The organism is Atlantibacter sp. RC6 (assembly GCF_014193285.1).
Classification (GTDB): domain Bacteria; phylum Pseudomonadota; class Gammaproteobacteria; order Enterobacterales; family Enterobacteriaceae; genus Atlantibacter.
The window spans coordinates 104,490-125,821 of sequence record NZ_JACHZE010000003.1 but is presented as its reverse complement, the minus strand read 5'-3'; the positions used below and the strand labels follow the sequence as shown (position 1 = coordinate 125,821).

Annotated in this window: 23 protein-coding genes; 19 read left to right on the top strand and 4 right to left on the bottom strand. The window is 50.0% G+C overall.

The genetic code is table 11. The features are described 5' to 3' along the window. The first annotated feature begins 45 nt into the window (after positions 1–45). The 9 genes from FHW74_RS08690 to rpoS all read left to right on the top strand — a co-directional run bounded on the left by FHW74_RS08690 (position 46) and on the right by rpoS (position 6,829). Positions 46–369, top strand: coding sequence for a DUF3561 family protein (locus tag FHW74_RS08690; protein WP_183170054.1), 324 nt, complete (start codon positions 46–48; stop codon positions 367–369). Positions 370–545: 176 nt separating this feature from the next. Next, positions 546–857, top strand: coding sequence for a cell division protein FtsB (gene ftsB / locus FHW74_RS08685; protein WP_161660299.1), 312 nt, complete (start codon positions 546–548; stop codon positions 855–857). 18 nt (positions 858–875) lie between these two features. Next, a complete protein-coding gene (gene ispD / locus FHW74_RS08680; protein WP_183170053.1) occupies positions 876–1,586 on the top strand; it encodes a 2-C-methyl-D-erythritol 4-phosphate cytidylyltransferase in 711 nt (236 codons plus the stop codon). After that, entirely contained in the window at positions 1,586–2,065 is a 480-nt protein-coding gene (ispF, locus tag FHW74_RS08675; protein WP_183170052.1) for a 2-C-methyl-D-erythritol 2,4-cyclodiphosphate synthase, read from the top strand. The genes ispD and ispF overlap by 1 nt, the downstream gene beginning before the upstream one ends. Next, on the top strand, positions 2,065–3,111 hold the full coding sequence (gene truD / locus FHW74_RS08670) for a tRNA pseudouridine(13) synthase TruD (RefSeq protein ID WP_370527986.1): 1,047 nt from the start codon (positions 2,065–2,067) through the stop codon (positions 3,109–3,111). The genes ispF and truD overlap by 1 nt, the downstream gene beginning before the upstream one ends. Beyond that, positions 3,092–3,853 carry a 5'/3'-nucleotidase SurE gene (surE, locus tag FHW74_RS08665; protein WP_183170051.1) on the top strand — a complete coding sequence of 254 codons (762 nt, stop codon included), beginning with the start codon at positions 3,092–3,094 and terminating at the stop codon, positions 3,851–3,853. Before truD ends, surE begins: the two co-directional genes overlap by 20 nt. Then, complete coding sequence (locus FHW74_RS08660) at positions 3,847–4,473, top strand: protein-L-isoaspartate(D-aspartate) O-methyltransferase (RefSeq protein WP_183170050.1); 627 nt, start codon at positions 3,847–3,849, stop codon at positions 4,471–4,473. Before surE ends, FHW74_RS08660 begins: the two co-directional genes overlap by 7 nt. 124 nt (positions 4,474–4,597) lie before the next feature. Continuing rightward, entirely contained in the window at positions 4,598–5,719 is a 1,122-nt protein-coding gene (gene nlpD / locus FHW74_RS08655) for a murein hydrolase activator NlpD (protein ID WP_183170049.1), read from the top strand. Between the two features lie 117 nt (positions 5,720–5,836). Then, on the top strand, positions 5,837–6,829 hold the full coding sequence (gene rpoS, locus FHW74_RS08650) for an RNA polymerase sigma factor RpoS (protein WP_002434658.1): 993 nt from the start codon (positions 5,837–5,839) through the stop codon (positions 6,827–6,829). 92 nt (positions 6,830–6,921) lie between these two features. On the opposite strand, the gene mutS is transcribed toward rpoS, so the two are convergent. Then, positions 6,922–9,483, bottom strand: coding sequence for a DNA mismatch repair protein MutS (gene mutS / locus FHW74_RS08645; RefSeq protein WP_183170048.1), 2,562 nt, complete (start codon positions 9,481–9,483; stop codon positions 6,922–6,924). A 217-nt stretch (positions 9,484–9,700) separates the two neighbouring features. Between mutS and FHW74_RS08640 the strand changes: the two genes are divergently transcribed. The 5 genes from FHW74_RS08640 (at position 9,701) to FHW74_RS08620 (ending at position 16,506) form a co-directional block, all read left to right on the top strand. Continuing rightward, complete coding sequence (locus FHW74_RS08640) at positions 9,701–10,981, top strand: site-specific integrase (protein ID WP_048993066.1); 1,281 nt, start codon at positions 9,701–9,703, stop codon at positions 10,979–10,981. Positions 10,982–11,569: 588 nt separating this feature from the next. After that, positions 11,570–12,958 carry a Shedu immune nuclease family protein gene (locus FHW74_RS08635; protein ID WP_048993064.1) on the top strand — a complete coding sequence of 463 codons (1,389 nt, stop codon included), beginning with the start codon at positions 11,570–11,572 and terminating at the stop codon, positions 12,956–12,958. A 123-nt stretch (positions 12,959–13,081) separates the two neighbouring features. Beyond that, on the top strand, positions 13,082–13,774 hold the full coding sequence (locus FHW74_RS08630; RefSeq protein ID WP_048993063.1) for a helix-turn-helix domain-containing protein: 693 nt from the start codon (positions 13,082–13,084) through the stop codon (positions 13,772–13,774). A 264-nt stretch (positions 13,775–14,038) separates the two neighbouring features. Further along, positions 14,039–15,667, top strand: coding sequence for an AAA family ATPase (locus tag FHW74_RS08625; protein WP_048993061.1), 1,629 nt, complete (start codon positions 14,039–14,041; stop codon positions 15,665–15,667). Then, positions 15,664–16,506, top strand: coding sequence for a hypothetical protein (locus FHW74_RS08620; RefSeq protein ID WP_048993060.1), 843 nt, complete (start codon positions 15,664–15,666; stop codon positions 16,504–16,506). The genes FHW74_RS08625 and FHW74_RS08620 overlap by 4 nt, the downstream gene beginning before the upstream one ends. Before the next feature lie 259 nt (positions 16,507–16,765). Here FHW74_RS08620 and FHW74_RS08615 read toward each other — a convergent pair whose 3' ends face one another. The 3 genes from FHW74_RS08615 to FHW74_RS08605 are packed head-to-tail and all read right to left on the bottom strand — an operon-like array spanning position 16,766 to position 18,037. Next, positions 16,766–17,101 carry a hypothetical protein gene (locus FHW74_RS08615; RefSeq protein WP_048993058.1) on the bottom strand — a complete coding sequence of 112 codons (336 nt, stop codon included), beginning with the start codon at positions 17,099–17,101 and terminating at the stop codon, positions 16,766–16,768. Positions 17,102–17,135: 34 nt separating this feature from the next. After that, complete coding sequence (locus tag FHW74_RS08610) at positions 17,136–17,495, bottom strand: acyl-CoA dehydrogenase (protein WP_183170365.1); 360 nt, start codon at positions 17,493–17,495, stop codon at positions 17,136–17,138. A 14-nt stretch (positions 17,496–17,509) separates the two neighbouring features. After that, positions 17,510–18,037: a hypothetical protein gene (locus FHW74_RS08605; protein WP_183170047.1), complete on the bottom strand. Its 528-nt coding sequence runs from the start codon at positions 18,035–18,037 to the stop codon at positions 17,510–17,512. Positions 18,038–18,217: 180 nt separating this feature from the next. Here FHW74_RS08605 and FHW74_RS08600 point away from each other — a divergent pair, with 180 nt between their 5' ends. The 5 genes from FHW74_RS08600 (at position 18,218) to FHW74_RS08580 (ending at position 21,267) form a co-directional block, all read left to right on the top strand. Then, the gene (locus tag FHW74_RS08600; RefSeq protein WP_048993078.1) at positions 18,218–18,592 is read left to right on the top strand and encodes a helix-turn-helix domain-containing protein; all 375 of its coding nucleotides are present in this window, start codon (positions 18,218–18,220) and stop codon (positions 18,590–18,592) included. Between the two features lie 239 nt (positions 18,593–18,831). Beyond that, positions 18,832–19,251, top strand: a complete 420-nt coding sequence (locus FHW74_RS08595) for a DUF2787 family protein (RefSeq protein ID WP_065420253.1) — start codon at positions 18,832–18,834, stop codon at positions 19,249–19,251. 165 nt (positions 19,252–19,416) lie between these two features. Next, the gene (locus FHW74_RS08590) at positions 19,417–19,833 is read left to right on the top strand and encodes a hypothetical protein (protein ID WP_239658924.1); all 417 of its coding nucleotides are present in this window, start codon (positions 19,417–19,419) and stop codon (positions 19,831–19,833) included. A gap of 2 nt (positions 19,834–19,835) precedes the next feature. Further along, the gene (radC, locus tag FHW74_RS08585) at positions 19,836–20,288 is read left to right on the top strand and encodes a DNA repair protein RadC (RefSeq protein WP_048993054.1); all 453 of its coding nucleotides are present in this window, start codon (positions 19,836–19,838) and stop codon (positions 20,286–20,288) included. Between the two features lie 46 nt (positions 20,289–20,334). Then, positions 20,335–21,267 carry a site-specific integrase gene (locus FHW74_RS08580; protein ID WP_048993053.1) on the top strand — a complete coding sequence of 311 codons (933 nt, stop codon included), beginning with the start codon at positions 20,335–20,337 and terminating at the stop codon, positions 21,265–21,267. The last annotated feature ends 65 nt before the right edge of the window (positions 21,268–21,332 follow it).

The window sequence follows — 21,332 nt, the reverse complement described above, 5'->3', positions numbered from 1 at the left end:
CGCCGGGAAATCCTGTTCCCGGCAAGTCAGGTCACAGGATCGGGTATGCGCAATTCAACGAACATGATTATCTCGCAGGCATCCGTCCCGCCTGCTGCTGAAGAGACAACCTGGACATTGCCTGGCGCTATCCTTGGCTTTTTAGCGTGGCTGTTGGCGTTGGGCTTCCCCTTCCTGTTCTATGGTCCTAACACCCTGTTCTTTTTTCTCTATACCTGGCCTTTCTTCCTGGCGCTGATGCCCGTCGCGGTAGTGATCGGCATTGCGCTCCATTCTCTGCTTGATGGCCGCCTGATCGTGAGCTGCATCATGACGATCGTCACCGTCGCCCTGATGTTTGGCGTGCTGTTTCTCTGGCTTATGAGCTAAGTTAAGACATACGTCCAGGCGTAACGAGTTATTAATTACGTTCCCGCTTCGCAGGTACAGGCGCATCCTGGCGCGTTATGTGGTACATTTTGCCGCTGTTTTTTGGGAGTCAGATTGGGCCAGGTAGTGCCCAACAGAAAGTTGTGGGATGATTATGCCGTTTTTCAGGGGGCAGAATGGGTAAACTAACACTGCTATTGCTGGCATTAGTCGTCTGGCTACAGTATTCATTGTGGTTTGGTAAAAACGGCGTTCATGACTACACCCGCGTCAGCGATGACGTGGCGGCCCAGCAGGCAACCAACGCAAAACTCAAAGCGCGTAATGACCAGTTGTTCGCGGAAATCGACGATCTCAACGGCGGACAAGAGGCGATTGAAGAGCGCGCGCGTAACGAATTGAGCATGACCAAACCCGGCGAAACTTTCTATCGTCTGGTGCCCGATGCGTCTAAGCAGGCGGCGGGGTCACGGCAGAATAATCGATAACAGGCTCAGGTTATACACATGGCATCTTCCTGTGCGGACGTGATTGCCGTGGTGCCGGCTGCCGGAATTGGCAGCCGCATGCAATCAGACTGTCCCAAACAATATCTCACCATTGGTGACCACACGATCCTTGAACACGCGGTAGCGAGCTTGCTGCGCCACCCTCGCGTGGGCCGCGTTATTGTGGCCGTCAGTCCCGCCGATAAGCAATTTGATGCATTGCCGCTGGCCCGCGATCCGCGCGTAACGCGCGTGGACGGTGGCCGCGAGCGTGCGGATTCCGTGCTGGCGGGTTTAAAAATAGCCGGTGATGCCGCGTGGGTGTTGGTGCATGACGCTGCGCGCCCCTGCTTGCATCCTGACGATCTGGACGCGCTGTTGGCGATTACGGCGCACAGCCGCGTCGGCGGCATCCTGGCCGCGCCGGTGCGCGACACCATGAAGCGCGGCGAACCGGGAACAGCGCTGATTGCCCATACCGTCGAGCGCATCGATCTCTGGCACGCGCTCACCCCGCAACTCTTTCCCCTTGAATTACTGCGCGACTGCCTGATCCGTGCCCTCAATGAAGGGGCGACGATCACCGATGAAGCGTCGGCGCTGGAACACTGCGGCTATCATCCTGAACTGGTGGCCGGACGCGGTGATAATATTAAAGTGACGCGTCCTGAAGACCTTGCCCTTGCGGCGTTTTATCTTACCCGTTTAACCCAGATGGAGAATGCATAATGCGGATCGGACATGGCTTCGATGTACACGCCTTTGGCGGCCCAGGCCCATTGATCATTGGGGGCGTGCGCATCCCTTATGAAAAAGGGCTGCTGGCCCATTCAGATGGCGATGTGGCATTGCATGCGTTGACCGACGCACTGTTAGGCGCGGCGGCGCTGGGGGATATCGGCAAACTGTTTCCGGATACCGATCCGGCGTTTAAAGGGGCAGACAGCCGTGAACTGCTGCGCGAAGCCTGGCGCCGGATTCAGGCAAAAGGCTACACCCTGGGCAACGTCGATGTGACGATCATCGCCCAGGCACCGAAAATGCTGCCGCATATTCCGCAAATGCGCGTGTTTATCGCAGAGGATCTGGGTTGCCATATGGATGACGTCAACGTCAAAGCCACTACCACCGAGAAACTGGGTTTCACCGGGCGCGGCGAAGGTATCGCCTGCGAAGCGGTGGCGCTGCTGGTGAAGGTGAAAGCCTGATGGATTTTGAACAACTGACGTGGCTGCACGGTAAACCCCAGGGTTCGGGCGTTTTGAAGGCCTCGCCGGAAGATTTCGTGGTGGTGGAAGATTTGGGCTTCGCGCCGGATGGCGAAGGCGAGCAGCTGCTGGTGCGCATCGTCAAAAAGGGCTGCAACACGCGCTTTGTGGCGGACGCGCTGGCTAAGTTCCTTAAAGTGCCGGCCCGCGAAGTCAGCTTCGCCGGGCAAAAAGATAAGCATGCCGTCACTGAACAGTGGTTTTGCGTGCGCTTACCCGGCAAAGAGATGCCGGATTTAAGCGGTTTTGCGCTGGAAGGCTGTCAGGTGCTCGAGTACGCGCGCCATAAGCGCAAATTGCGCACCGGGGCATTAAAAGGCAATCATTTTACGCTGGTATTACGCGACATTACCCGGCGCGATGAGTTGGAAACTCGCCTTCATGCAGTAAAAAACGACGGCGTGCCTAACTATTTTGGCCCGCAGCGTTTTGGTCGCGGCGGCAGTAACCTGATCCAGGCGCGGGTCTGGGCGCAAAATAACCAGCCGCTGCGCGATCGCAATAAACGCAGTTTTGCATTGTCAGCTGCCCGCAGCGCGTTGTTTAATCAGCTGGTTAGCGAGCGGCTTAAAAAAACAGACTTTAATCAAGTTGTTGATGGCGATGCGCTACAATTAGCGGGGCGCGGAAGCTGGTTTGTTGCGACGCAGGAAGAACTGCCAGCGCTCCAGGCGCGTGTGGATAATCATGAACTGTTAATCACGGCGGCGCTGCCGGGCAGCGGCGAGTGGGGAACTGCACGTCAGGCGCTGGAAAATGAGCAGCAGCGCATTGCCCAGGAGGCAGATTTACAGGCTTTATTAACGCGTGAGAAAGTAGAGGCCGCCCGGCGCGCGATACTGATGTTTCCTCAGGCGATGAGCTGGGCCTGGCGGGATGACGCGAGCGTGGAAATGCGTTTTTGGTTGCCTGCGGGGAGTTTTGCTACCAGTGTAGTAAGGGAATTGATAACAACGTCGGGTGATTATGCGGATATTGCTGAGTAACGATGATGGAATCCATGCGCCGGGGATCCAAACCCTGGCGAAAGCCTTACGCGAGTTTGCCGAGGTGCAGGTTGTCGCACCCGATCGCAACCGCTCCGGCGCGTCAAACTCGCTGACGCTTGAATCTTCTCTGCGCACTTTTGAATACCCGAATGGCGATATCGCCGTACAAATGGGGACGCCTACCGACTGCGTCTACCTGGGCGTTAACGCGCTGATGCGCCCGCGCCCTGACGTAGTGGTATCGGGCATTAATGCCGGGCCGAATCTCGGGGACGACGTAATCTATTCAGGAACGGTGGCGGCTGCGATGGAAGGGCGTCACCTCGGTTTCCCGGCGCTTGCGGTATCGCTTAACGGCTTCGAGCATTACGAAACCGCGGCGGCGGTGACCTGTAGCATCCTGCGGGCCCTGGAGCGCGAGCCGCTGCGTACAGGCCGCATTCTGAATATCAACGTTCCAGATTTACCCTTGTCTGAGATTAAAGGCATCCGCGTGACGCGCTGCGGTAGCCGTCATCCGGCGGATAAAGTGATCCCTCAGCAGGATCCGCGCGGCAATACCCTGTACTGGATTGGACCGCCCGGCGAAAAATATGATGCCGGACCGGAAACCGATTTTGCCGCCGTGGATGAAGGTTATGTTTCAGTCACGCCTCTTCACGTTGACCTGACGGCCTATAGCGCGCAGGAGGTTGTCTCCACCTGGCTTGATCGTGCGGGAGTGGATGGTCAATGGTAAGTAATCGCGTACAAACGCTTTTAAAACAGTTGCGTGCGCAAGGGATCCGCGATGAGCGTGTGCTTGAGGCATTAGCGCAGGTTCCGCGCGATAAGTTCGTCGACGAGGCGTTTGAGCATAAAGCCTGGGATAATGTCGCCTTGCCGATTGGCCAGGGGCAAACCATTTCGCAACCCTATATGGTTGCCAGGATGACGGAGCTTCTTGAGCTGACCCCGGAATCACGAGTGCTGGAAATTGGTACCGGATCGGGTTACCAGACCGCCATTCTGGCGCATCTGGTGCATCATGTTTGCTCGGTAGAACGCATCAAAGGGCTACAGTGGCTCGCCAGACGCCGCCTGAAGCAGCTCGATTTACATAACGTTTCAACTCGTCACGGCGATGGCTGGCAAGGCTGGAAAGCGCGTGCGCCGTTTGACGCTATTATTGTCACAGCCGCGCCGCCGGAAATCCCTGCCGCCTTAATGGCGCAGCTGGATGACGGCGGCATTCTTGTTTTGCCCGTGGGCGATGAGCACCAGCTATTAAAGCGGGTTCGTCGGCGGGGCGACGAGTTTATTATCGACACCGTGGAAGCCGTGCGCTTTGTCCCTTTAGTTCGGGGAGAACTGGCATAACCAGGAGTTTTTCCTGTTTCCTTATCGGTTTATCAGCGTATGGTGAGGCGAATTTTCATTTTGCTGATGGCCGGCCACGGTTGTCTTCATTTTTAGCAGTAAAGACCATCATTTTGGGGGAACAATGAGCGCGGGAAGCCATACATTTACAGCACGCCGGGTGGCGACACTTTCTCTGATTTCACTTCTTGTCGCCGGGTGTTCATCCAATAATCAATCTCAAGCGCCGATCAGTTCAGTGAATGGCGGCAACAGCGGTGGTGAGACCAGCAGCGGAATGTTGATTACGCCGCCGCCAAAAATGAACACGCCGACGCCCGCACCGCAAATCCAACCGGTACAGCGTCCTGTTACCCAACCTACACAGGTCCAGGCCATTCCCGACGAGCCCGTTCGTACAGAAAATGGCCGAATTGTTTACAATCGTAAATATGGGAGCATTCCGAAGGGAAGCTATGCGGGCGGTAGCACCTATACCGTTAAGCGTGGTGATACACTTTTCTACATCGCCTGGATAACAGGTAATGATTTCCGTGACTTAGCGCAACGTAACAACGTTCAGCCCCCTTACGGTTTAAACGTCGGGCAGACGTTACAGGTCGGAAACGCATCGGGAACGCCTATCACTGGCGGCAATGCAATAACTCAGGCCGATGCTACGGCACAGGGGATCGTGACTCCGCCTGCACAAAATTCCACCACGGTAGTTGCGTCCAAACCAACAATTACGTATTCTGAGTCCTCAGGTGAACAAAGTGCTAACAAAATGTTGCCGAATAATCCGAGTACTGGGACAGTAGTCACAGCACCGGTAACGGCACCTGTGGTTAGCTCTACTGAACCGACTGTCAGCAGCACGACAACCAGTTCGCCGATTTCTACATGGCGCTGGCCGGCTGAAGGCAAGGTTATCGAGAACTTCTCCGCGAACGAAGGCGGTAATAAAGGGATCGATATCGCAGGCAGTAAAGGCCAGGCTATCATCGCCACAGCAGACGGGCGGGTAGTTTATGCCGGTAATGCTCTGCGCGGTTACGGTAATCTTATCATCATAAAACACAACGATGATTACCTGAGTGCCTACGCCCATAACGACACAATGCTGGTCCGGGAACAACAAGAAGTTAAGGCGGGGCAGAAAATCGCTACCATGGGTAGCACCGGAACCAGTTCTACACGCTTGCATTTTGAAATTCGTTACAAGGGGAAATCCGTAAACCCGCTGCGTTACTTACCGCAGCGATAATTTGGTAAAGCGGTTTGCCACTCTGCTGTAAAGGGCGCAAAGGTCCACGTAGCCACTGCGCCCCACATAAACAGAGTCAGACGCTTTGCTTAGGGATCACGGGTAGGAGCCACCTTTATGAGTCAGAATACGCTGAAAGTTCATGATTTAAATGAAGACGCGGAATTTGATGAGAACGGAGTAGAGGCTTTTGACGAAAAAGCCTTAATAGAAGAGGAACCCAGTGATAACGACTTAGCTGAAGAAGAGCTGTTGTCGCAGGGTTCAACACAGCGTGTGCTGGACGCGACTCAACTGTATCTGGGGGAGATTGGTTATTCCCCGCTGTTAACAGCAGAAGAAGAAGTCTATTTCGCGCGCCGCGCTTTGCGTGGTGATGTCGCCTCCCGCCGTCGCATGATCGAAAGTAACCTGCGTCTGGTGGTAAAAATTGCTCGTCGCTACAGCAATCGCGGTCTGGCTCTGCTGGATCTGATTGAAGAGGGCAACCTGGGGCTGATTCGCGCTGTTGAGAAATTTGACCCAGAACGTGGGTTCCGCTTCTCAACCTATGCAACATGGTGGATTCGTCAAACGATTGAACGGGCGATCATGAATCAAACCCGAACCATCCGTCTGCCGATTCACATCGTTAAAGAGTTGAACGTTTATCTGCGTACTGCACGCGAACTGTCTCACAAGCTGGACCATGAGCCCAGCGCGGAAGAGATTGCCGAGCAGTTGGATAAACCGGTTGATGACGTAAGCCGTATGCTGCGTCTCAACGAGCGCATTACTTCCGTCGACACCCCTCTGGGTGGCGATTCAGAAAAAGCGCTGCTGGACATTCTGGCCGATGAAAAAGACAACGGTCCGGAAGACACCACGCAAGACGATGACATGAAACAAAGTATCGTCAAATGGCTGTTCGAACTGAATGCCAAACAGCGTGAAGTGTTGGCGCGTCGTTTCGGCCTGCTGGGCTATGAAGCGGCAACGCTCGAAGATGTAGGCCGTGAAATTGGCCTGACTCGTGAGCGTGTTCGTCAGATTCAGGTTGAAGGGTTGCGCCGTCTGCGCGAAATTCTTCAGACCCAGGGTCTGAACATCGAAGCGCTGTTCCGCGAATAAGTTTTGCTCTAAAAAAAGGCGGTGAATTTCACCGCCTTTTTGCTTTAAAAAATCTCTCCTGGCGAGAGATTTTTTTATGCCTGCCCCATCAATTACACCAGGCTTTTCAGCCGATAAATCCATTCCAGCGCCTGACGCGGCGACAGCGAGTCGGGGTCGAGGGCTTCCAGCGCTTCCACCGCCGGGCTGGTTTCTTCCGTTGCGGCCAGCAGCGACATCTGCGTACCGTCGATCTGCGTGGCGGATGCATTACCCGACAGGTTCTCCAGTTCACGCAGCTTCTGGCGGGCGCGCTTAATCACATCTTTTGGCACGCCAGCCAGTGCCGCTACCGCCAGACCATAGCTCTTACTGGCTGCGCCATCCTGAACGCTGTGCATAAACGCGATGGTATCGCCATGCTCGATAGCGTCCAGATGCACGTTGGCGACGCCTTCCATTTTCTCAGGCAGCGTGGTGAGCTCGAAATAGTGTGTCGCAAACAGAGTGAACGCTTTAATCCGGTTTGCCAGGCTTTCCGCGCAGGCCCACGCCAGCGACAGACCATCGTAAGTGGAAGTGCCACGGCCAATCTCATCCATCAGCACCAGGCTGTATTCGGTGGCGTTGTGCAGAATGTTGGCGGTTTCGGTCATCTCAACCATAAAGGTAGAACGGCCAGACGCCAGATCGTCCGCTGCACCAACGCGGGTAAATATACGGTCGATGGGGCCGATTTCCGCCTGAGTGGCGGGCACATAACTGCCGATATAGGCCATCAGCACAATCAGCGCGGTTTGACGCATATAGGTGCTTTTACCGCCCATGTTAGGGCCGGTAATAATCAGCATTTTGCGCTGGGCAGACAGAGCCAGCGGATTGGCGATAAAGGGCTCATTAAGCACCTGTTCCACCACGGGATGACGCCCTTCGACAATGTTGATGCCGGGCTTATCGCTCAGGGTTGGGCAGCAATAATTCAGGGTTAACGCGCGTTCAGCCAGGTTAACCAGGACGTCCAGTTCCGCTAACGTACTGGCGCTTTGCTGCAACTCAGCCAGGTGCGGCAACAGCATGTCGAATAACTGGTCATAGAGCTGTTTTTCCAGCGACAGCGCTTTTCCTTTCGAAGTGAGCACTTTGTCTTCGTACTCTTTTAGCTCAGGAATAATGTAGCGCTCGGCGTTTTTCAGCGTTTGACGGCGCACATAATTCATCGGCACCAGATGGCTCTGGCCGCGGCTGACCTGAATGTAATAGCCGTGCACTGCGTTAAAGCCGACCTTAAGCGTATCCAGCCCGAGTTTTTCCCGCTCGCGAATCTCAAGCCGGTCGAGATAATCTGTCGCGCCGTCCGCCAGCGCGCGCCATTCGTCCAACTCTTCATGATAGCCGGGGGCGATCACTCCGCCGTCGCGGATCAATACTGGCGGAGAATCAATGATGGCGCGTTCCAGCAGCGAGCGCAGCTCACTGAATTCGCCCATATTTTGGCGCAGGGTTTGCACATATTCGCTGTCGATTTCGCCAAGCAGTTCGTTCAGCAGCGGTAATTGCTGGAAGGCATGGCGCATACGCGCTAAGTCGCGGGGCCGCGCGGTACGCAGCGCAAGGCGCGCCAGAATACGCTCAAGATCGCCGACCTGGCGCAGTACAGGCTGAAGTTCACCGGTGCGATCCATCAGCGCGGCAATGGTTTGCTGACGCGAGCGTAATGTTTCGTGATGGCGTACCGGCATATGCAGCCAGCGTTTCAGCATACGGCTGCCCATCGGCGTGACGGTGCCATCCAGCACCGATGCCACGGTATTTTCAATGCCGCCGCTCAGATTCTGGGTGATTTCCAGGTTACGGCGCGTAGCGGCATCCATAATGATGCTGTCCTGCTGGCGCTCCATGGTGATGGAACGAATATGGGGCAGGGCGGTGCGCTGTGTATCTTTCACGTACTGGAGCAGGCAACCCGCGGCGCACAGCCCGCGCGGCGCGTTTTCTACACCAAAGCCGGTCAGATCCCGGGTGCCGAACTGCATATTTAACTGCTGGCGCGCGGTGTCGATTTCGAATTCCCACAGCGGACGGCGACGTAAACCGCGGCGGCCTTCAATCAGCGCCATTTCGGCAAAATCTTCGGCGTACAGTAATTCCGCCGGGTTGGTGCGCTGGAGTTCCGCGGCCATGGTTTCCCGGTCCTGCGGCTCGCTAAGGCGGAACCGGCCAGAACTGATGTCCAGCGTGGCGTAGCCAAACCCTTTGCTGTCCTGCCAGAGTGCGGCGAGCAGATTATCCTGGCGCTCCTGCAACAATGCCTCGTCGCTGATGGTGCCAGGCGTCACGATGCGCACCACTTTGCGTTCAACCGGCCCCTTGGTCGTGGCTGGATCGCCGATTTGTTCGCAGATCGCCACCGATTCGCCGAGGTTGACCAGTTTCGCCAGATAGTTTTCTACCGCATGATGGGGGACGCCCGCCATGGGAATAGGTTCGCCTGCCGATGCGCCGCGTTTAGTTAGCGAAATATCCAGCAACTGCGACGCGCGTTTCGCATCATCGTAAAACAGCTCATAGAAATCGCCCATTCGGTAGAAAAGCAGGATATCCGGGTGCTGTGATTTGAGACGCAGGTACTGCTGCATCATTGGGGTATGGGCGTCGAAATTCTCTAGTGTACTCATCGGTTTATGATGTCCATTTTCTTAAATTTTAATGAGTTAGTGATGTTTGTTGTTCTCATTGAGTTTCACTTTCTCTCATTGGATCTCATGAAATCCTACATTTAAATGTAGGTTAAAGTGTAGCTTGCCAACCTATAGCTTGGTAAAATATGGCTACTTACAGCACAACCTACATTTTGTTTCATAAATGCGTAGGGAGCATGATAACGGAGTCTTTATGGCAGGAAAACAAGAGGCAAAGCCACTGTCGTTTAAAGCGATAGAAATGATGAAGCCAGGTGACAAAGATAAAGCTGATATTGGCGAAAATCGTGGTTTACGTGTCTCCTGTGGTGCTACTGGTGTTAAATCTTTTTTCTACCGTTACACGAGCCCTGTGACTGGAAAACTTGCTCAGGTCAAAATTGGCAACTTCCCGCAGACTTCTCTCGCCGCTGCACGTCTTAAACTCAACGAATTAAAGCTCCTCCGTCAGGAAGGTCGGTGCCCTGCATCAGAACTCAAGCAGGAAAAACAACTTCGTGCAATCGAGGCTGAAAAGGCCAAAGTACCTGAATTGACAGTGCAGGGATTAGTTGAGCTTTACCTGACTGAGCGCATTGAAGACCGCAAAACCAGGGATGGCAAAATCATTCCGGGGGCCCGGAAGAAGAAAGGCCAGGATGAAGTGCGCAGAACACTGTATGCCGATGCGGTAGATAAGCTAGGCGATCGTAATGCCGCTGAAATCACGCGCAATGAAGTGATTACGCTTATCAATGGCATTGTTGCCAGAGGAGCAAAAGTGCAAGCCGGTAACGTTCTACGGGAGCTGTCTTTGGCCTACGAGTTCGCTATTGGTTTGGGGCGTTTTGATGCCAGCTTTGCTAATCCCGCGCTGTTGGCAAAGTCCAGCCTCCGTCAGACTCGAATCAAGCTTACCAATAATCGTGGTACGCGTGTGCTGAGTGAAGCTGAGCTTAAAAAGTTTCTACAGTGGCTACCGGGCTCTGCTTTTTCCCCAACGATTAAAAATGTGCTTCGCCTGACCCTCTGGACAGGTTGCCGTACCGGAGAGGTCTGTAACATGGCGTGGAAGGATGTTGATCTGGAGAAGGGTACGATACACCTGCGCGAGACTAAAACGGGTGTTGAGCGTTATGTCCAGTTATCCACTCAGGCCGTAGACTTTCTTAAAGTGCTCCGCCTCAACTCGGATACCTACCTTTTCCCGTCTACACGAACAAGACGACCAATCCAGCAAAAGTATCTGACAGAGAATGCGTGGCGCTTACGTGAATCCGGCCAGATGTTAGATATACCGAGCTGGACACCGCATGATTTACGGCGGACTGTGCGTACCGGGCTATCGCGGCTTCAATGTCCTAACGAAGTGGCTGAGGCTATTCTGGGGCATACAAAAGGCGGTGTGGAAGGAATTTATAACCTCTACAAGTATGATGCAGAGTGTAGGAAATGGTTGCAGATTTGGGCAGATTACCTTGATTCTCAGCTATAAGTATCTCTGCTATAAGCACTATTTAAATAAAGGCGCTATAAAGGCTCCTTTGCTTTGCTGAACGTTCAATACATTCGTTTTGTTTAATAATTCTAACGCAGCATACGTATGAACATAATCATTTATATGGTTGACCGCCCATAAAACATGAGGCGCTTTGTCCCCCCCTTGACCTTCCACCACTGATTAATATTGGTCAAGTTTATTTGAAATGTGTTCGCAGCTGTTATGCGATGAGAGGAAGTTATGAGGAGTACAATGTAAATGAGTAGACTGAATCATAAAAATGACTCTTAAAGTTTCAGTAAAACTGTGATATTGAATTTAGATATAAAGCAGTCATTTGATTTAACAAATAAAATAAACTGGGTTAGGAAAAAGATGAAGCTTTAAACAATTCGTTTATTTGGTTTTCAGTCGTTTGGTCAGGAGTCAACAGAACTGAGCCTTGAAGAGGTTACCTATATCATTGGTCCTAATGGTTCAGGTATTCGGTTTGGATGAGAGGAGCTTTCTTGAAAAAAATTTCGATCATCCACCCTATTTCGTCGTCGACGAAGAATTCTCCATTCTAAGGAATCGTGATTAATGGCATCGCTCAGACCTTCAGTATTCAACCAACGGGAGCGCGCAGATGGCGGCCCCTTTTTGGTGATCGCGTCGGCTGATCCGGAAGATGATGGCGTTAACGTTTTTTTCACGGATATTGCCCCCGCACAGCGCAAACCCGATTCGCCGATGGGACGGTTACTCCATGTGCTTCCTGATAGATTGACTATCTGGCCTCTCAACGTCCGAGCGGATAGGGATGACTATCTTCACCCAAAGTACGGCTCTCTTGAACGTATCGTCGTCGCGCGACCGGTTGCTGAGCCCTATCTTTTACCTGCGACCACCGATGATGTTGTGGAACTGCTTGAACAATTGCCAGAAGGGTTCGCGAAAGATTTTCGATTTGGTTTAGGCCTTCTCTGGGAGTATCGACAAATCTGCGAGACAGCCGCAGGCGTGAATGGCATCAACATCCTGCTTGTTCACAAGGGAAATGAAGCCAGGATTGATGCTCCATTCTTCATTCTCGGTATAACCAGATTCCATGCGCTGCGAAAGGAACTAAACCGCATTACATCTCGCTACCAAAGAGATGCTCGTAAGGAAAGACACTTTCGTACCTACGAGACCTTATTGCATGCAGCGGATGCGAAGCAATTTCCAGCCATCAAGAAGAAGATTAGGCCCGACGCCATTGCAGAAATAACGAATGGCGGTCGAGACCACGCGACCTTATCCAAACATGATCGGCGAGCCGTCGTCCGAATGGTGCAGGACAATGTGGGGGCGTTAGCCGAGGCTGAGCCCCAGGCTCTTTTGGCTTTGAAAAGCGATATTGAACTTGTCACTCTAAATCAACTGATAGAGCGCTATCAGGAAATGCTTGTAAAGGGGCTTGCTGAAGGTAAGTGGCAGAGCTTTTTTTTGGAAAATCCCTTTATCCTCAGTCTGGCTTTTGCCGTTCCTGCTCTGATGGTGCAGGGGCAAGCATATACAGGTGGCAAGCGACTAAACGGAAGCGGAGGAAAAATTGCCGACTTTTTGTATGCGTCCGCATCTACGGGAAATCTAGCTCTTATTGAGATCAAAAAGCCGGGGGCAGAACTGCTAAGTAAAAATCCGTACCGAGGAGACGATGTCTATGTGCCCTCAACTGAGTTTGGAGGAGCCATTGCCCAAATTCTGGATCAGCGTTTCAGGCTCCAAAGCGAATTACCGATCATAAAAAACAACATGAATCGCAACGACATTCATAGTTATGCTATACGTTGCATAGTGATCGTCGGCATGATGCCAGCGGAACACTCTCAAAAAAAATCATTTGAACTTGTCAGGCATGCTTTATCTGACGTCATCGTTGTGACTTTCGACGAACTTCTTCAACGGCTGATTGAGATCAGAAAAGCGCTTCAGCCACCGGAGTAAGACACAGTCTGTGCCTTTTTAAGTACGGCATGCTTGTCAGTAGCTGTCGGGCTCGTGTCGTGTTGGCCTTGCGCGTGACCCCACATACTGTGTCACATCGTTCGAGAACAAAGGAGCCACGAAATGAATGCTACAGAAAACACTCAAGCCCGCTTGCTGACGCCCGCTGAACTGGCCATGTGCATCAAAATGTTCCGCGAGATGCGGAAATGGTCGCAGGAGCAATTGGCTAATATCTCTGGCCTCAACGTGAGAACAATTCAGCGGGTGGAGCAAGGTCTATCCGCCAGCTTCGATACACGCCGCGCTCTTGCCAGTGCGTTTGAATTTGAGGATATCGATGTGCTCAACAAGCCGTTCACCATTCCCTCTGAGGACGAAGTCAAAGCGGCGAAAGAAAAGTTTGATCGAGAGCATGTCACCTTAGCGGCTATCCCGCTGACCACTGGCAAACAGTTGGCTAAACTCGCAGAGGTCTGCATTATGGACTTGTCCGAGCCTGCCTTCGAACTGACCCGTGAAGCGAACGAGGCTTTTGCCTTACTAGTGGACTATTTCAGAGACTTCAGAGATTGTGCGGATGCTTATTCTGAAACGCAGAAATTCGAGGTGTATGACGAGATGCAATCCCAGATTAATATGCTCAGAACGCTCGGTGTTTCGTTGCGCTATGCTGAGCGCAAGATACAGATGAAGTGGGGCTCTGAGCCTGACAGTAAGCCAATGCCCGTCAACATGCTTTACGTAGTCGGTTTTCCGCTTGGCAAGGAACCAGAGCAATTCGCAATACCAAAATCTGGCGGTATTCGCCTTTGATAAGGAACACCGGGCTCTCCTAATAAAGAGTGAATAAATAACTGTGAAGGCCGCCTTCAATTATATTGAAGTGTTATACAGCCGGGCCCGGCTTCACAGTCATCTCGGTGGCCTTAGTCTGGAGGCCTTTGAACAGGCCCCGTCGTGAGGACAGGATATGTCTTCGTCTGTCGGGGCAGTTCAATTAGCGGGTTTTTAATATATAAAATATGCCGATGTACAAGTTCGCTTCGTCATATTATTTTATTACTCTTCGGAGGTGACATGAACTTTAAATGTGTTAGCAGCCTTCCAGCTCATGGGATTCCTAAAACAGTCTATCTTATAAAAGATAATTGGAATGATTGGTTTTATTGGGAAACATTGTTCATAATGATATATTGTGATGAGCATGGCGTATCTAGCAGAGTCGGCGAATTAAAAATCGCCGAACAGAGGATGAAGTCGGAGTCAGAATGTGCTTCTGATGAAGAAAAACTTAGGGCGAGGAAGCCTGAACTTCCTGATGCTTTTCCTTATTTGGGTGAGGAGTTTTTCTCGCTAGGTCAAAGTGAAAATTATTACGAAACTCTAAATGAAATTCCCGATATGGATAGGCGTGCCATCTTGGAAGGAGTAAGGGATTGCGCATTCAATCTAAACATTTATGATTTATATCTAGACCATCCTGCAATGTCTGGTTCCTTACTAAGGAGTATTAGTGAACGAACCGTAAGGGAAACTTGGCATGAGATAGCGTATGGGAATGACTTCAATAAACCATTCAACTTCTCCTATTTGTTTCCTTTCAAAGACGTTAATGATGACTTTGTTCGTCTTAAATTCAATATAAGTCCCTATGATACTCCTCCAAGTAATGTTCAAGCTATTATAGGGAGGAACGGAGTTGGTAAAACCACATTATTTGCTGGATTAATAAAAGGAGTGATCAATCAGAAAGCAATTGAGGCACAACATGTTGGTTTGCTTCAGGTGCCTTCTGGCAATGAAGCTTGGGAAAATAATCATAGTTATTTTACTTCTCTAACTTTATTGTCGTATAGCCCTTTCGACAGGTTTGGCCCCGTTGATTCTGATATTATTCCTTCAGGAGTTAAATATCAGTATATTGGATTAATGACCAAGGATAATATAAATGGTAAAAAAAATATAGGTAGAGTTGAATTAAGACCTAAGTCATTCGATGAGTTACATTATGAGTTTTGCCAAAGTATGTCGCAATGCTTAGTCGGTGCCAGAAGGAAACGCTGGGAAGATTGTTTAAAAATTCTTGAAAACGACCCTTTATTCAGCGAAGCAGACGTGTCTAAACTAGCCAATGTTGAAATTGTTATGGCTGGAGATTCTGTTGATAAATCCGTTAAGGATTGGACCGAACATGTTCGTGTTTTCTTGAATAAGTTAAGTTCTGGACATTTGGTTACCCTTATTAGTATTACAAAATTAATTGAAGTTACTGAAGACCGCTCGTTGACGCTCATTGATGAGCCTGAGGCACATCTTCATCCTCCTTTAATATCCGCTTATATCCGTGCTGTATCGCATCTTATGAGTGAAAGAAATGGTGTGGCTATAGTGGCTACGCACTCACCTGTAGTTTTGCAAGAGGTTCGCTCTGACTGTGCTTGGGTATTAAACCGTACCGGAAGATATATGAGTGCCGACAGGCCTGAACTAGAGACATTTGGTGAGAACGTTGGAGCACTGACTCGGGCGGTTTTCAACCATGAAGTTGTGAATACTGGATTTTATAAGATGATAAGCGATGCCGCCGAGGAATATGATAATTTCGATAAGTTAGCGATGCATTTCGATAACAAGTTAGGCGGAGAAGCAAGAGCATTAGCACGCACTTTGATAAAGGCAAAGAATAAAAAAAGGACGGAAGGATGATACATTTACCTTTGCCGACTATGGACGAAATTGATATTTTTGAAAGATGTGTCAGGGCATACCCCGATGATTTTTCGCAGGAGGATTTAGATGAAGTATTGCCCATTATAGCAAAGTTATATGCTGATTATCATGACTGCTTGACTAATCAGAGAATAGTGGATTTAAAACGCTCTGTGGAATTTGGTAAATTCACAGGTGAGAAGATGAAAAGCTTTTATCTTGAGCAATTAGTTGGCCGGGATGGTGTTTGCCGCGAAGAATATAACAAACTTATCGCGTCAGCCCCTCGGAAGAAGTGCCCAATGTGTTCAGGAAGTACAGCTACTTGTTTAGACCATCATGCCCCTAAGCAGACATATTATTCTTTTGCTATCAGCCCTAAAAATTTGGTGCCTATTTGCACTCGGTGCAATGAGGCCAAAAAAAATACTATGCCCGATCGTCTTGATAAACAATTTATTCATCCATATTATGATGATTTTTCGAAATTTAGCTGGTTTGAAATGGATTTTATAAGTAAAGATCCTATCGAGATAATTTATCGTTGCAAGTCGAATGACCATCTCAAACCTGAAGCTCAGGCTAAGCTAAAAAACCATTTTACTAGACTCAAACTTGATGAGCTTTATGGGGCTAGCGCTATAACTATAATTGAAGACATGAAAGAAACTTTTTCCCCATACCTCGAGGCAAAAGATTGGTGGGCTGTAGAGGAAGATATTAAAACCTGTTTTGATTTGGTTAAAAGAAGACCAGACTCATGGGAGTATGCATTGTATTCTAAGCTATTAACTGAACGATGGTTTATAGAGGGTGGGTTTAATAATATAGATTAATTACATGTAGGTCGCCATTATCTGGAATAATGGCGATTTTGTAAATATTATATCTAAGTAACTTCATGATGCGGGATGGTAGTAATGATACAAGCAACACTACTGTTGTCTAGTGTTCATGCTCCTGCAATTTGGATTCTCAAGAGCATATGTAGCATGCCCATTTGGGCTGTTTTGCTCATCTAAAAAAATCTTTTTTACCGAGACAACTCTATCAAGAACCTTTCCATGTCACTTTGTATCCTCGACCGTTTAACTATCATAAGCCATATACATTTATATAAAACTGCCCTTTACCATCTTCTGTTTTCTGTACCCGATACGTAATAGGCAATGAGTCTTTCATGTTTGGTTTGGCGAAAGTTAGCTCAGCGGCACACTGATAAACGTCAAGACCTGACTCATGGCTTAATGTCCTGACATTTTCCACAGAAATTTGGACATCCTTATCAAGCGTCATTCCTTTCTCTATCGTTTTACGTGCAATATCAACGACTAGGTTCTTGGCGTCATCGCTATTGCATTTTGGTGTCTTATCGCCGCAGCCTACTATTAAACCCACTGCAGTCAGTACCAGAAGCATATTTATTTTCATTTGTTGTTTTCCTTCAAATCAAAGTGCCGTTTTATTATTTTTTGCTGTATTGACCATCCATTGCGCCTGCTGCCGAAGCCCCGCAGTATCCTTCGCAACCACGAGTCATTACGCTGGTTTTTCCATTATTCATTTCACTGAGCACAACAACACACTGGCTGGAACTATCGTTCCAGATCCAACGGCGTTTCTGATTCTCACCAGCAGCTATTTGTTGTGCTGTCCCTTCCATGTTGCAGATCCCTGAGCCATCTTTGGTTGATGCGTTGATGCTGAACTCCGCATTACCGTTCCCAGGCTTTAGCGTTAAAACTGCACCAGGCTTACCGTATTGAGCTGCGATTGTCGGGAAGGCTAAGGCTGTCAGTATTAATGCAGTAACAATTCTCTTCATCATTAAATATCCTGTTAGCTAATACGAATGTTTTTGGTGATTTTCCCCAGTGCCAGCGGCCTGCGTTTTTTCACAAAGAAATACACAACGTTGAAAGCTGATTTACGGTGATTCCCCCGACCCAGGGAGGGCCAGTTACGGAATGATTCGATCTGTTCTTCTGAATAGGGCGTGTCAGAGAAGTCAAACAGTACAAGCAGTGCTTTGCCGTCGTGCTTCATCAACTTCTCCACTTCCGTGCTGTTTACGGTTGCGGAGACATTGGAACGAGCTGCTGTTGGCTTACGGACTGCAAACTCAACGGCCACATCGTCAATCACAAAGTCAATGAAACCATGCCCGGATACCGTTCCAGGTAGCCTGCTTTTAACTTCTGGCGAGACGTTATCCGCAAACCAACCCAGTAAATAGCAACGTACTAATGGCAGTAATTCCCGCTCGCTGCATTCATTCAGACGCAGTGTTTTGACAAATTCACGCCGGTAAAGGGAGCTGAAAAAGTACTCAAAGCAATCCGTTATCTCAGTAATGGTGGTTGCCACAATGTTCCCCTTTCTGTCCACCTTTGTTCTAAGGCTCATCTGCTGGTCACTCAGCTCGTCAGTCCTAGTCTTGTTTGATCTATAAGTGAGTATTTATTGGATTTTAAGGTCATTAGCGATGTTCATGCAAGAGTAAAAAAGACCCAAACTTCCGCTTATGGACGGACGGGAGAATAAATGATGGTTAAACTGGTGGCAGATTCAGCTGATAAGCTGGTAGGACAGCGTATTCAGAGCAGACGTAAGGAAGCCGGGTTAACCGCAGCTGAACTTGCAGAAATTATCGATATATCTCAGCAACAACTTTCCCGTTATGAACGAGGAACGAATAAGATCAATGTTGCGCATTTAGTTAAAATTGCAGTGTCTCTAAAGACACCAATAAGTTGGTTCTTTATTGATTGCATGGAGGATCTGAATGTTTCTAATATCCCGCATGACTATCTATCTGGGCTCGATAAAGAATTAAAACAACGCCTCGATCAAGTCTGGAACAAAATGGATTACGGCAAAAGGAAAAGCCTCCTCCTGTTTTTAGATGAATTCATAAAATAAATTTAAAATTAGTTTCTATGTGAAATTATTTGCTTTATAAGTATGTTCCTGGTAAAATGTCATTACTGGATAGTGTCATATTATTCAGTAGCTGATACATAAACTAATTGCCAACTTAATGTTTCATTTTATATCCCTTCTGGCGGGAGGACGTCTATCGTCTGAAAAGTCAGTACGGGTTAGGGTTAATTAGTGGTTTGTGTCATCAATCCAAACGCATATTTACCGGAATAAATACAATGAATATTATCCGTCAGGAAGGGCTGTCCATGCCCGTAAGTCAGGAGCTCATTAATATTATACTGGCTGAACTCAGTAAAAAGCCGCCAGTTAAACCGAATATTCGTGCTGTTACTTTGCTGTTCAAAGATATCAATTACAGCGCTGAGAATGGTGGGTTTCATCCGGTGGAAATAAGGCTTATTACCCGTAACGATGAATGGTATTTCGATTACATCACTGACTTCAAATATATGGGGGCAGACCCGGAGCTCGAAAAGGAAATCGATATCAGCTGGAGCCAGCGCTATGTCTTCCTTTCCTATGCCGGTGATTTACCCCCAGGGGAAGGGCGTGACATTTTTGCACTCTGGCAAAGAAACTTCGTTCATTACCACTTTCTGAATATCTACACCCTCACCGTTATGTGGGAAAGCTAATCCCGCCACACTGACAGCTAATTATTGATGGAGACATTATCTGTGACTGTTAACAGAGGGATACACGCGTCTGTACAGGGAGAGCTTGACTGTCTTTGCGGCGCGTACTGTGTGGTGAATATGCTGAGCTGGCTGTATGACGGTCGGGTGAGGCGAAAACCACTCATGAACCGACTTCTTCAGGCCTATCAGCAACGCTGGCCTTTGCATGAATGGCTGGCCGAAGGGATAGATGAAAACCGGCTCGACTGGCTGATTACGCAGGTACTCCGGAAAGGCCACTACCACCGCCAGTTTCCGGTCCAAATAACCAAACCTTTCGACGGAAGTCGCGGTCTTGTGGAAGGGCGGGTTTTCAGTGAAATGAGGCGGTTTCTGGCGGTCACAGACCACTCCCGGCTGATTATGCTCAGCGACCAGTTTCACTGGTCCCTTATCACCAGAATGGACGAAGAAACGCTCTGGTTCTTCGACAGCAACGGGCGAACCTCCATGCCCCGCAAAGCCTTCTCCTTACGTGCTGGTGCGACCCGCCGCCAGTTGTTTCCCGAAGCCATTTACTTCATCGAACGGGAGTTCTGAACATGACGACGTTTACTCTGCGTGAAACCCGCATCCTGGACCAGGCGCGCGACATTATCAGCCGGTGCTACCAGCGTGGCGTTCAGCTTTGCTCTCCTGATGATGTACGACGGTGCGTAATGTATGAAATGGCCCTGCTGGAGCATGAGGAGTTTGGCATTATCCTGCTCGATAACCAGCACCAGTTTCTGCATCGGGAAATGCTGTTCCGGGGCTCGTTAAATACGGTCAGCGTTCATCCCCGGGAGGTAATCAAGCGGGTACTCAGGCATAACGCCGCCGCTGTCATCCTTGTGCATAACCACCCCAGCGGCGAGGCTGAACCCAGCAAGTGCGATATCCAGATAACTAAGCGGCTGCAGGAGCTACTGCAAATGCTGGATGTGCGGTTGCTGGACCACTTTATTGTGGCCGGGGCTGAGACGGTGTCACTGGCTGAACGAGGGCTGGTGTGATGCAGACAGTTACCTGGTTTAATACATGTTATAGCAGGTTAAACGCATGAGAAGGGCTGCACTGCGCCAGGTCGCGCCGGTGGTGGAAACCACCGTGCTGGATGCTTATATCAGCGGTCTTGCCCCGTCGGGACGGCGGGGTATCACGAGCCTGTTAAATCGCAGCGCCAGCATACTCACACGCGGTGCGGATGCGGCCAGTTATCCTTGGGAGCAACTTAGCTTCGCCGCTGTCGCTAAAGTACGTGCGGCACTGCTGGATGACGGTTACGCCGTATCGTCGGTCAACATGGCGTTGTCAGCACTCCGGGGCATTGCGCAGACGGCCTTTAACCTCAATTGCCTGGAGGCGGACACGCTTGCCCGTATCCGGGCAGTTAAGCGCGTCAATGGCGATAACCAGCGTAAGGGCAGGGCACTCAGCCGGGAGGAGGTTCGCGCACTCATTCAGGCCGCTAAACGGCATCCGCAGCGTATCCGTTGCTGTCGTGATGTCGCCATTGTAATGACCCTTTGCGGTGCGGGTTTGCGGGCCGGGGAACTGGTCAGCCTTGAGCGCCGGGACTATAACAATGGCATTCTTACAGTGAGGCAGGGGAAGGGGCGTAAATACCGGGAGATACACGTTGCGGCAGCGGTAGATAAAGCCATCCGCGCATGGATTAAAGCCAGTGGCGCAAAAGAGGCCGGGGATGCATTGTTTAACCGTATTCAGCGCAACGGCAAGGGTGTCAGCCATCCTCTGACAACAACCGGTTTAACCGGCATCCTTGAGCAGTTACAGCAGGACGCAGGCATAGTGCGTTTTACTCCTCACGATATGCGACGCACCTTCATCACCCGTTTACTGGAGCAAGGCGTGGATATCAACACCGTACGGCAGCTGGCAGGGCATAGCGACATATCCACGACTACCCGCTATGATCATCGCGGGTATGAAGCAAAGGCTATGGCTTCGCAGCGGTTACGATGCTGGTAATGTCAACCGACTCACGATCATGTTGTCTAAAAATAGCTTTTTTCACGTTATGCCTTTATCCACCA

Coding starts and splice junctions, on each gene's coding strand:
- FHW74_RS08615 (WP_048993058.1), bottom strand. CDS start 17,101: ATGAAAATAAATATGCTTCTGGTACTGACTGCAGTGGGTTTAATAGTA.
- rpoS (WP_002434658.1), top strand. CDS start 5,837: ATGAGTCAGAATACGCTGAAAGTTCATGATTTAAATGAAGACGCGGAA.
- FHW74_RS08610 (WP_183170365.1), bottom strand. CDS start 17,495: ATGAAGAGAATTGTTACTGCATTAATACTGACAGCCTTAGCCTTCCCG.
- FHW74_RS08590 (WP_239658924.1), top strand. CDS start 19,417: ATGAACCGACTTCTTCAGGCCTATCAGCAACGCTGGCCTTTGCATGAA.
- FHW74_RS08580 (WP_048993053.1), top strand. CDS start 20,335: ATGAGAAGGGCTGCACTGCGCCAGGTCGCGCCGGTGGTGGAAACCACC.
- surE (WP_183170051.1), top strand. CDS start 3,092: ATGCGGATATTGCTGAGTAACGATGATGGAATCCATGCGCCGGGGATC.
- radC (WP_048993054.1), top strand. CDS start 19,836: ATGACGACGTTTACTCTGCGTGAAACCCGCATCCTGGACCAGGCGCGC.
- truD (WP_370527986.1), top strand. CDS start 2,065: ATGGATTTTGAACAACTGACGTGGCTGCACGGTAAACCCCAGGGTTCG.
- FHW74_RS08630 (WP_048993063.1), top strand. CDS start 13,082: ATGAATGCTACAGAAAACACTCAAGCCCGCTTGCTGACGCCCGCTGAA.
- FHW74_RS08660 (WP_183170050.1), top strand. CDS start 3,847: ATGGTAAGTAATCGCGTACAAACGCTTTTAAAACAGTTGCGTGCGCAA.
- FHW74_RS08640 (WP_048993066.1), top strand. CDS start 9,701: ATGGCAGGAAAACAAGAGGCAAAGCCACTGTCGTTTAAAGCGATAGAA.
- FHW74_RS08620 (WP_048993060.1), top strand. CDS start 15,664: ATGATACATTTACCTTTGCCGACTATGGACGAAATTGATATTTTTGAA.
- ispF (WP_183170052.1), top strand. CDS start 1,586: ATGCGGATCGGACATGGCTTCGATGTACACGCCTTTGGCGGCCCAGGC.
- mutS (WP_183170048.1), bottom strand. CDS start 9,483: ATGAGTACACTAGAGAATTTCGACGCCCATACCCCAATGATGCAGCAG.
- FHW74_RS08690 (WP_183170054.1), top strand. CDS start 46: ATGCGCAATTCAACGAACATGATTATCTCGCAGGCATCCGTCCCGCCT.
- ftsB (WP_161660299.1), top strand. CDS start 546: ATGGGTAAACTAACACTGCTATTGCTGGCATTAGTCGTCTGGCTACAG.
- FHW74_RS08600 (WP_048993078.1), top strand. CDS start 18,218: ATGGTTAAACTGGTGGCAGATTCAGCTGATAAGCTGGTAGGACAGCGT.
- FHW74_RS08635 (WP_048993064.1), top strand. CDS start 11,570: ATGGCATCGCTCAGACCTTCAGTATTCAACCAACGGGAGCGCGCAGAT.
- FHW74_RS08595 (WP_065420253.1), top strand. CDS start 18,832: ATGAATATTATCCGTCAGGAAGGGCTGTCCATGCCCGTAAGTCAGGAG.
- ispD (WP_183170053.1), top strand. CDS start 876: ATGGCATCTTCCTGTGCGGACGTGATTGCCGTGGTGCCGGCTGCCGGA.
- FHW74_RS08625 (WP_048993061.1), top strand. CDS start 14,039: ATGAACTTTAAATGTGTTAGCAGCCTTCCAGCTCATGGGATTCCTAAA.
- nlpD (WP_183170049.1), top strand. CDS start 4,598: ATGAGCGCGGGAAGCCATACATTTACAGCACGCCGGGTGGCGACACTT.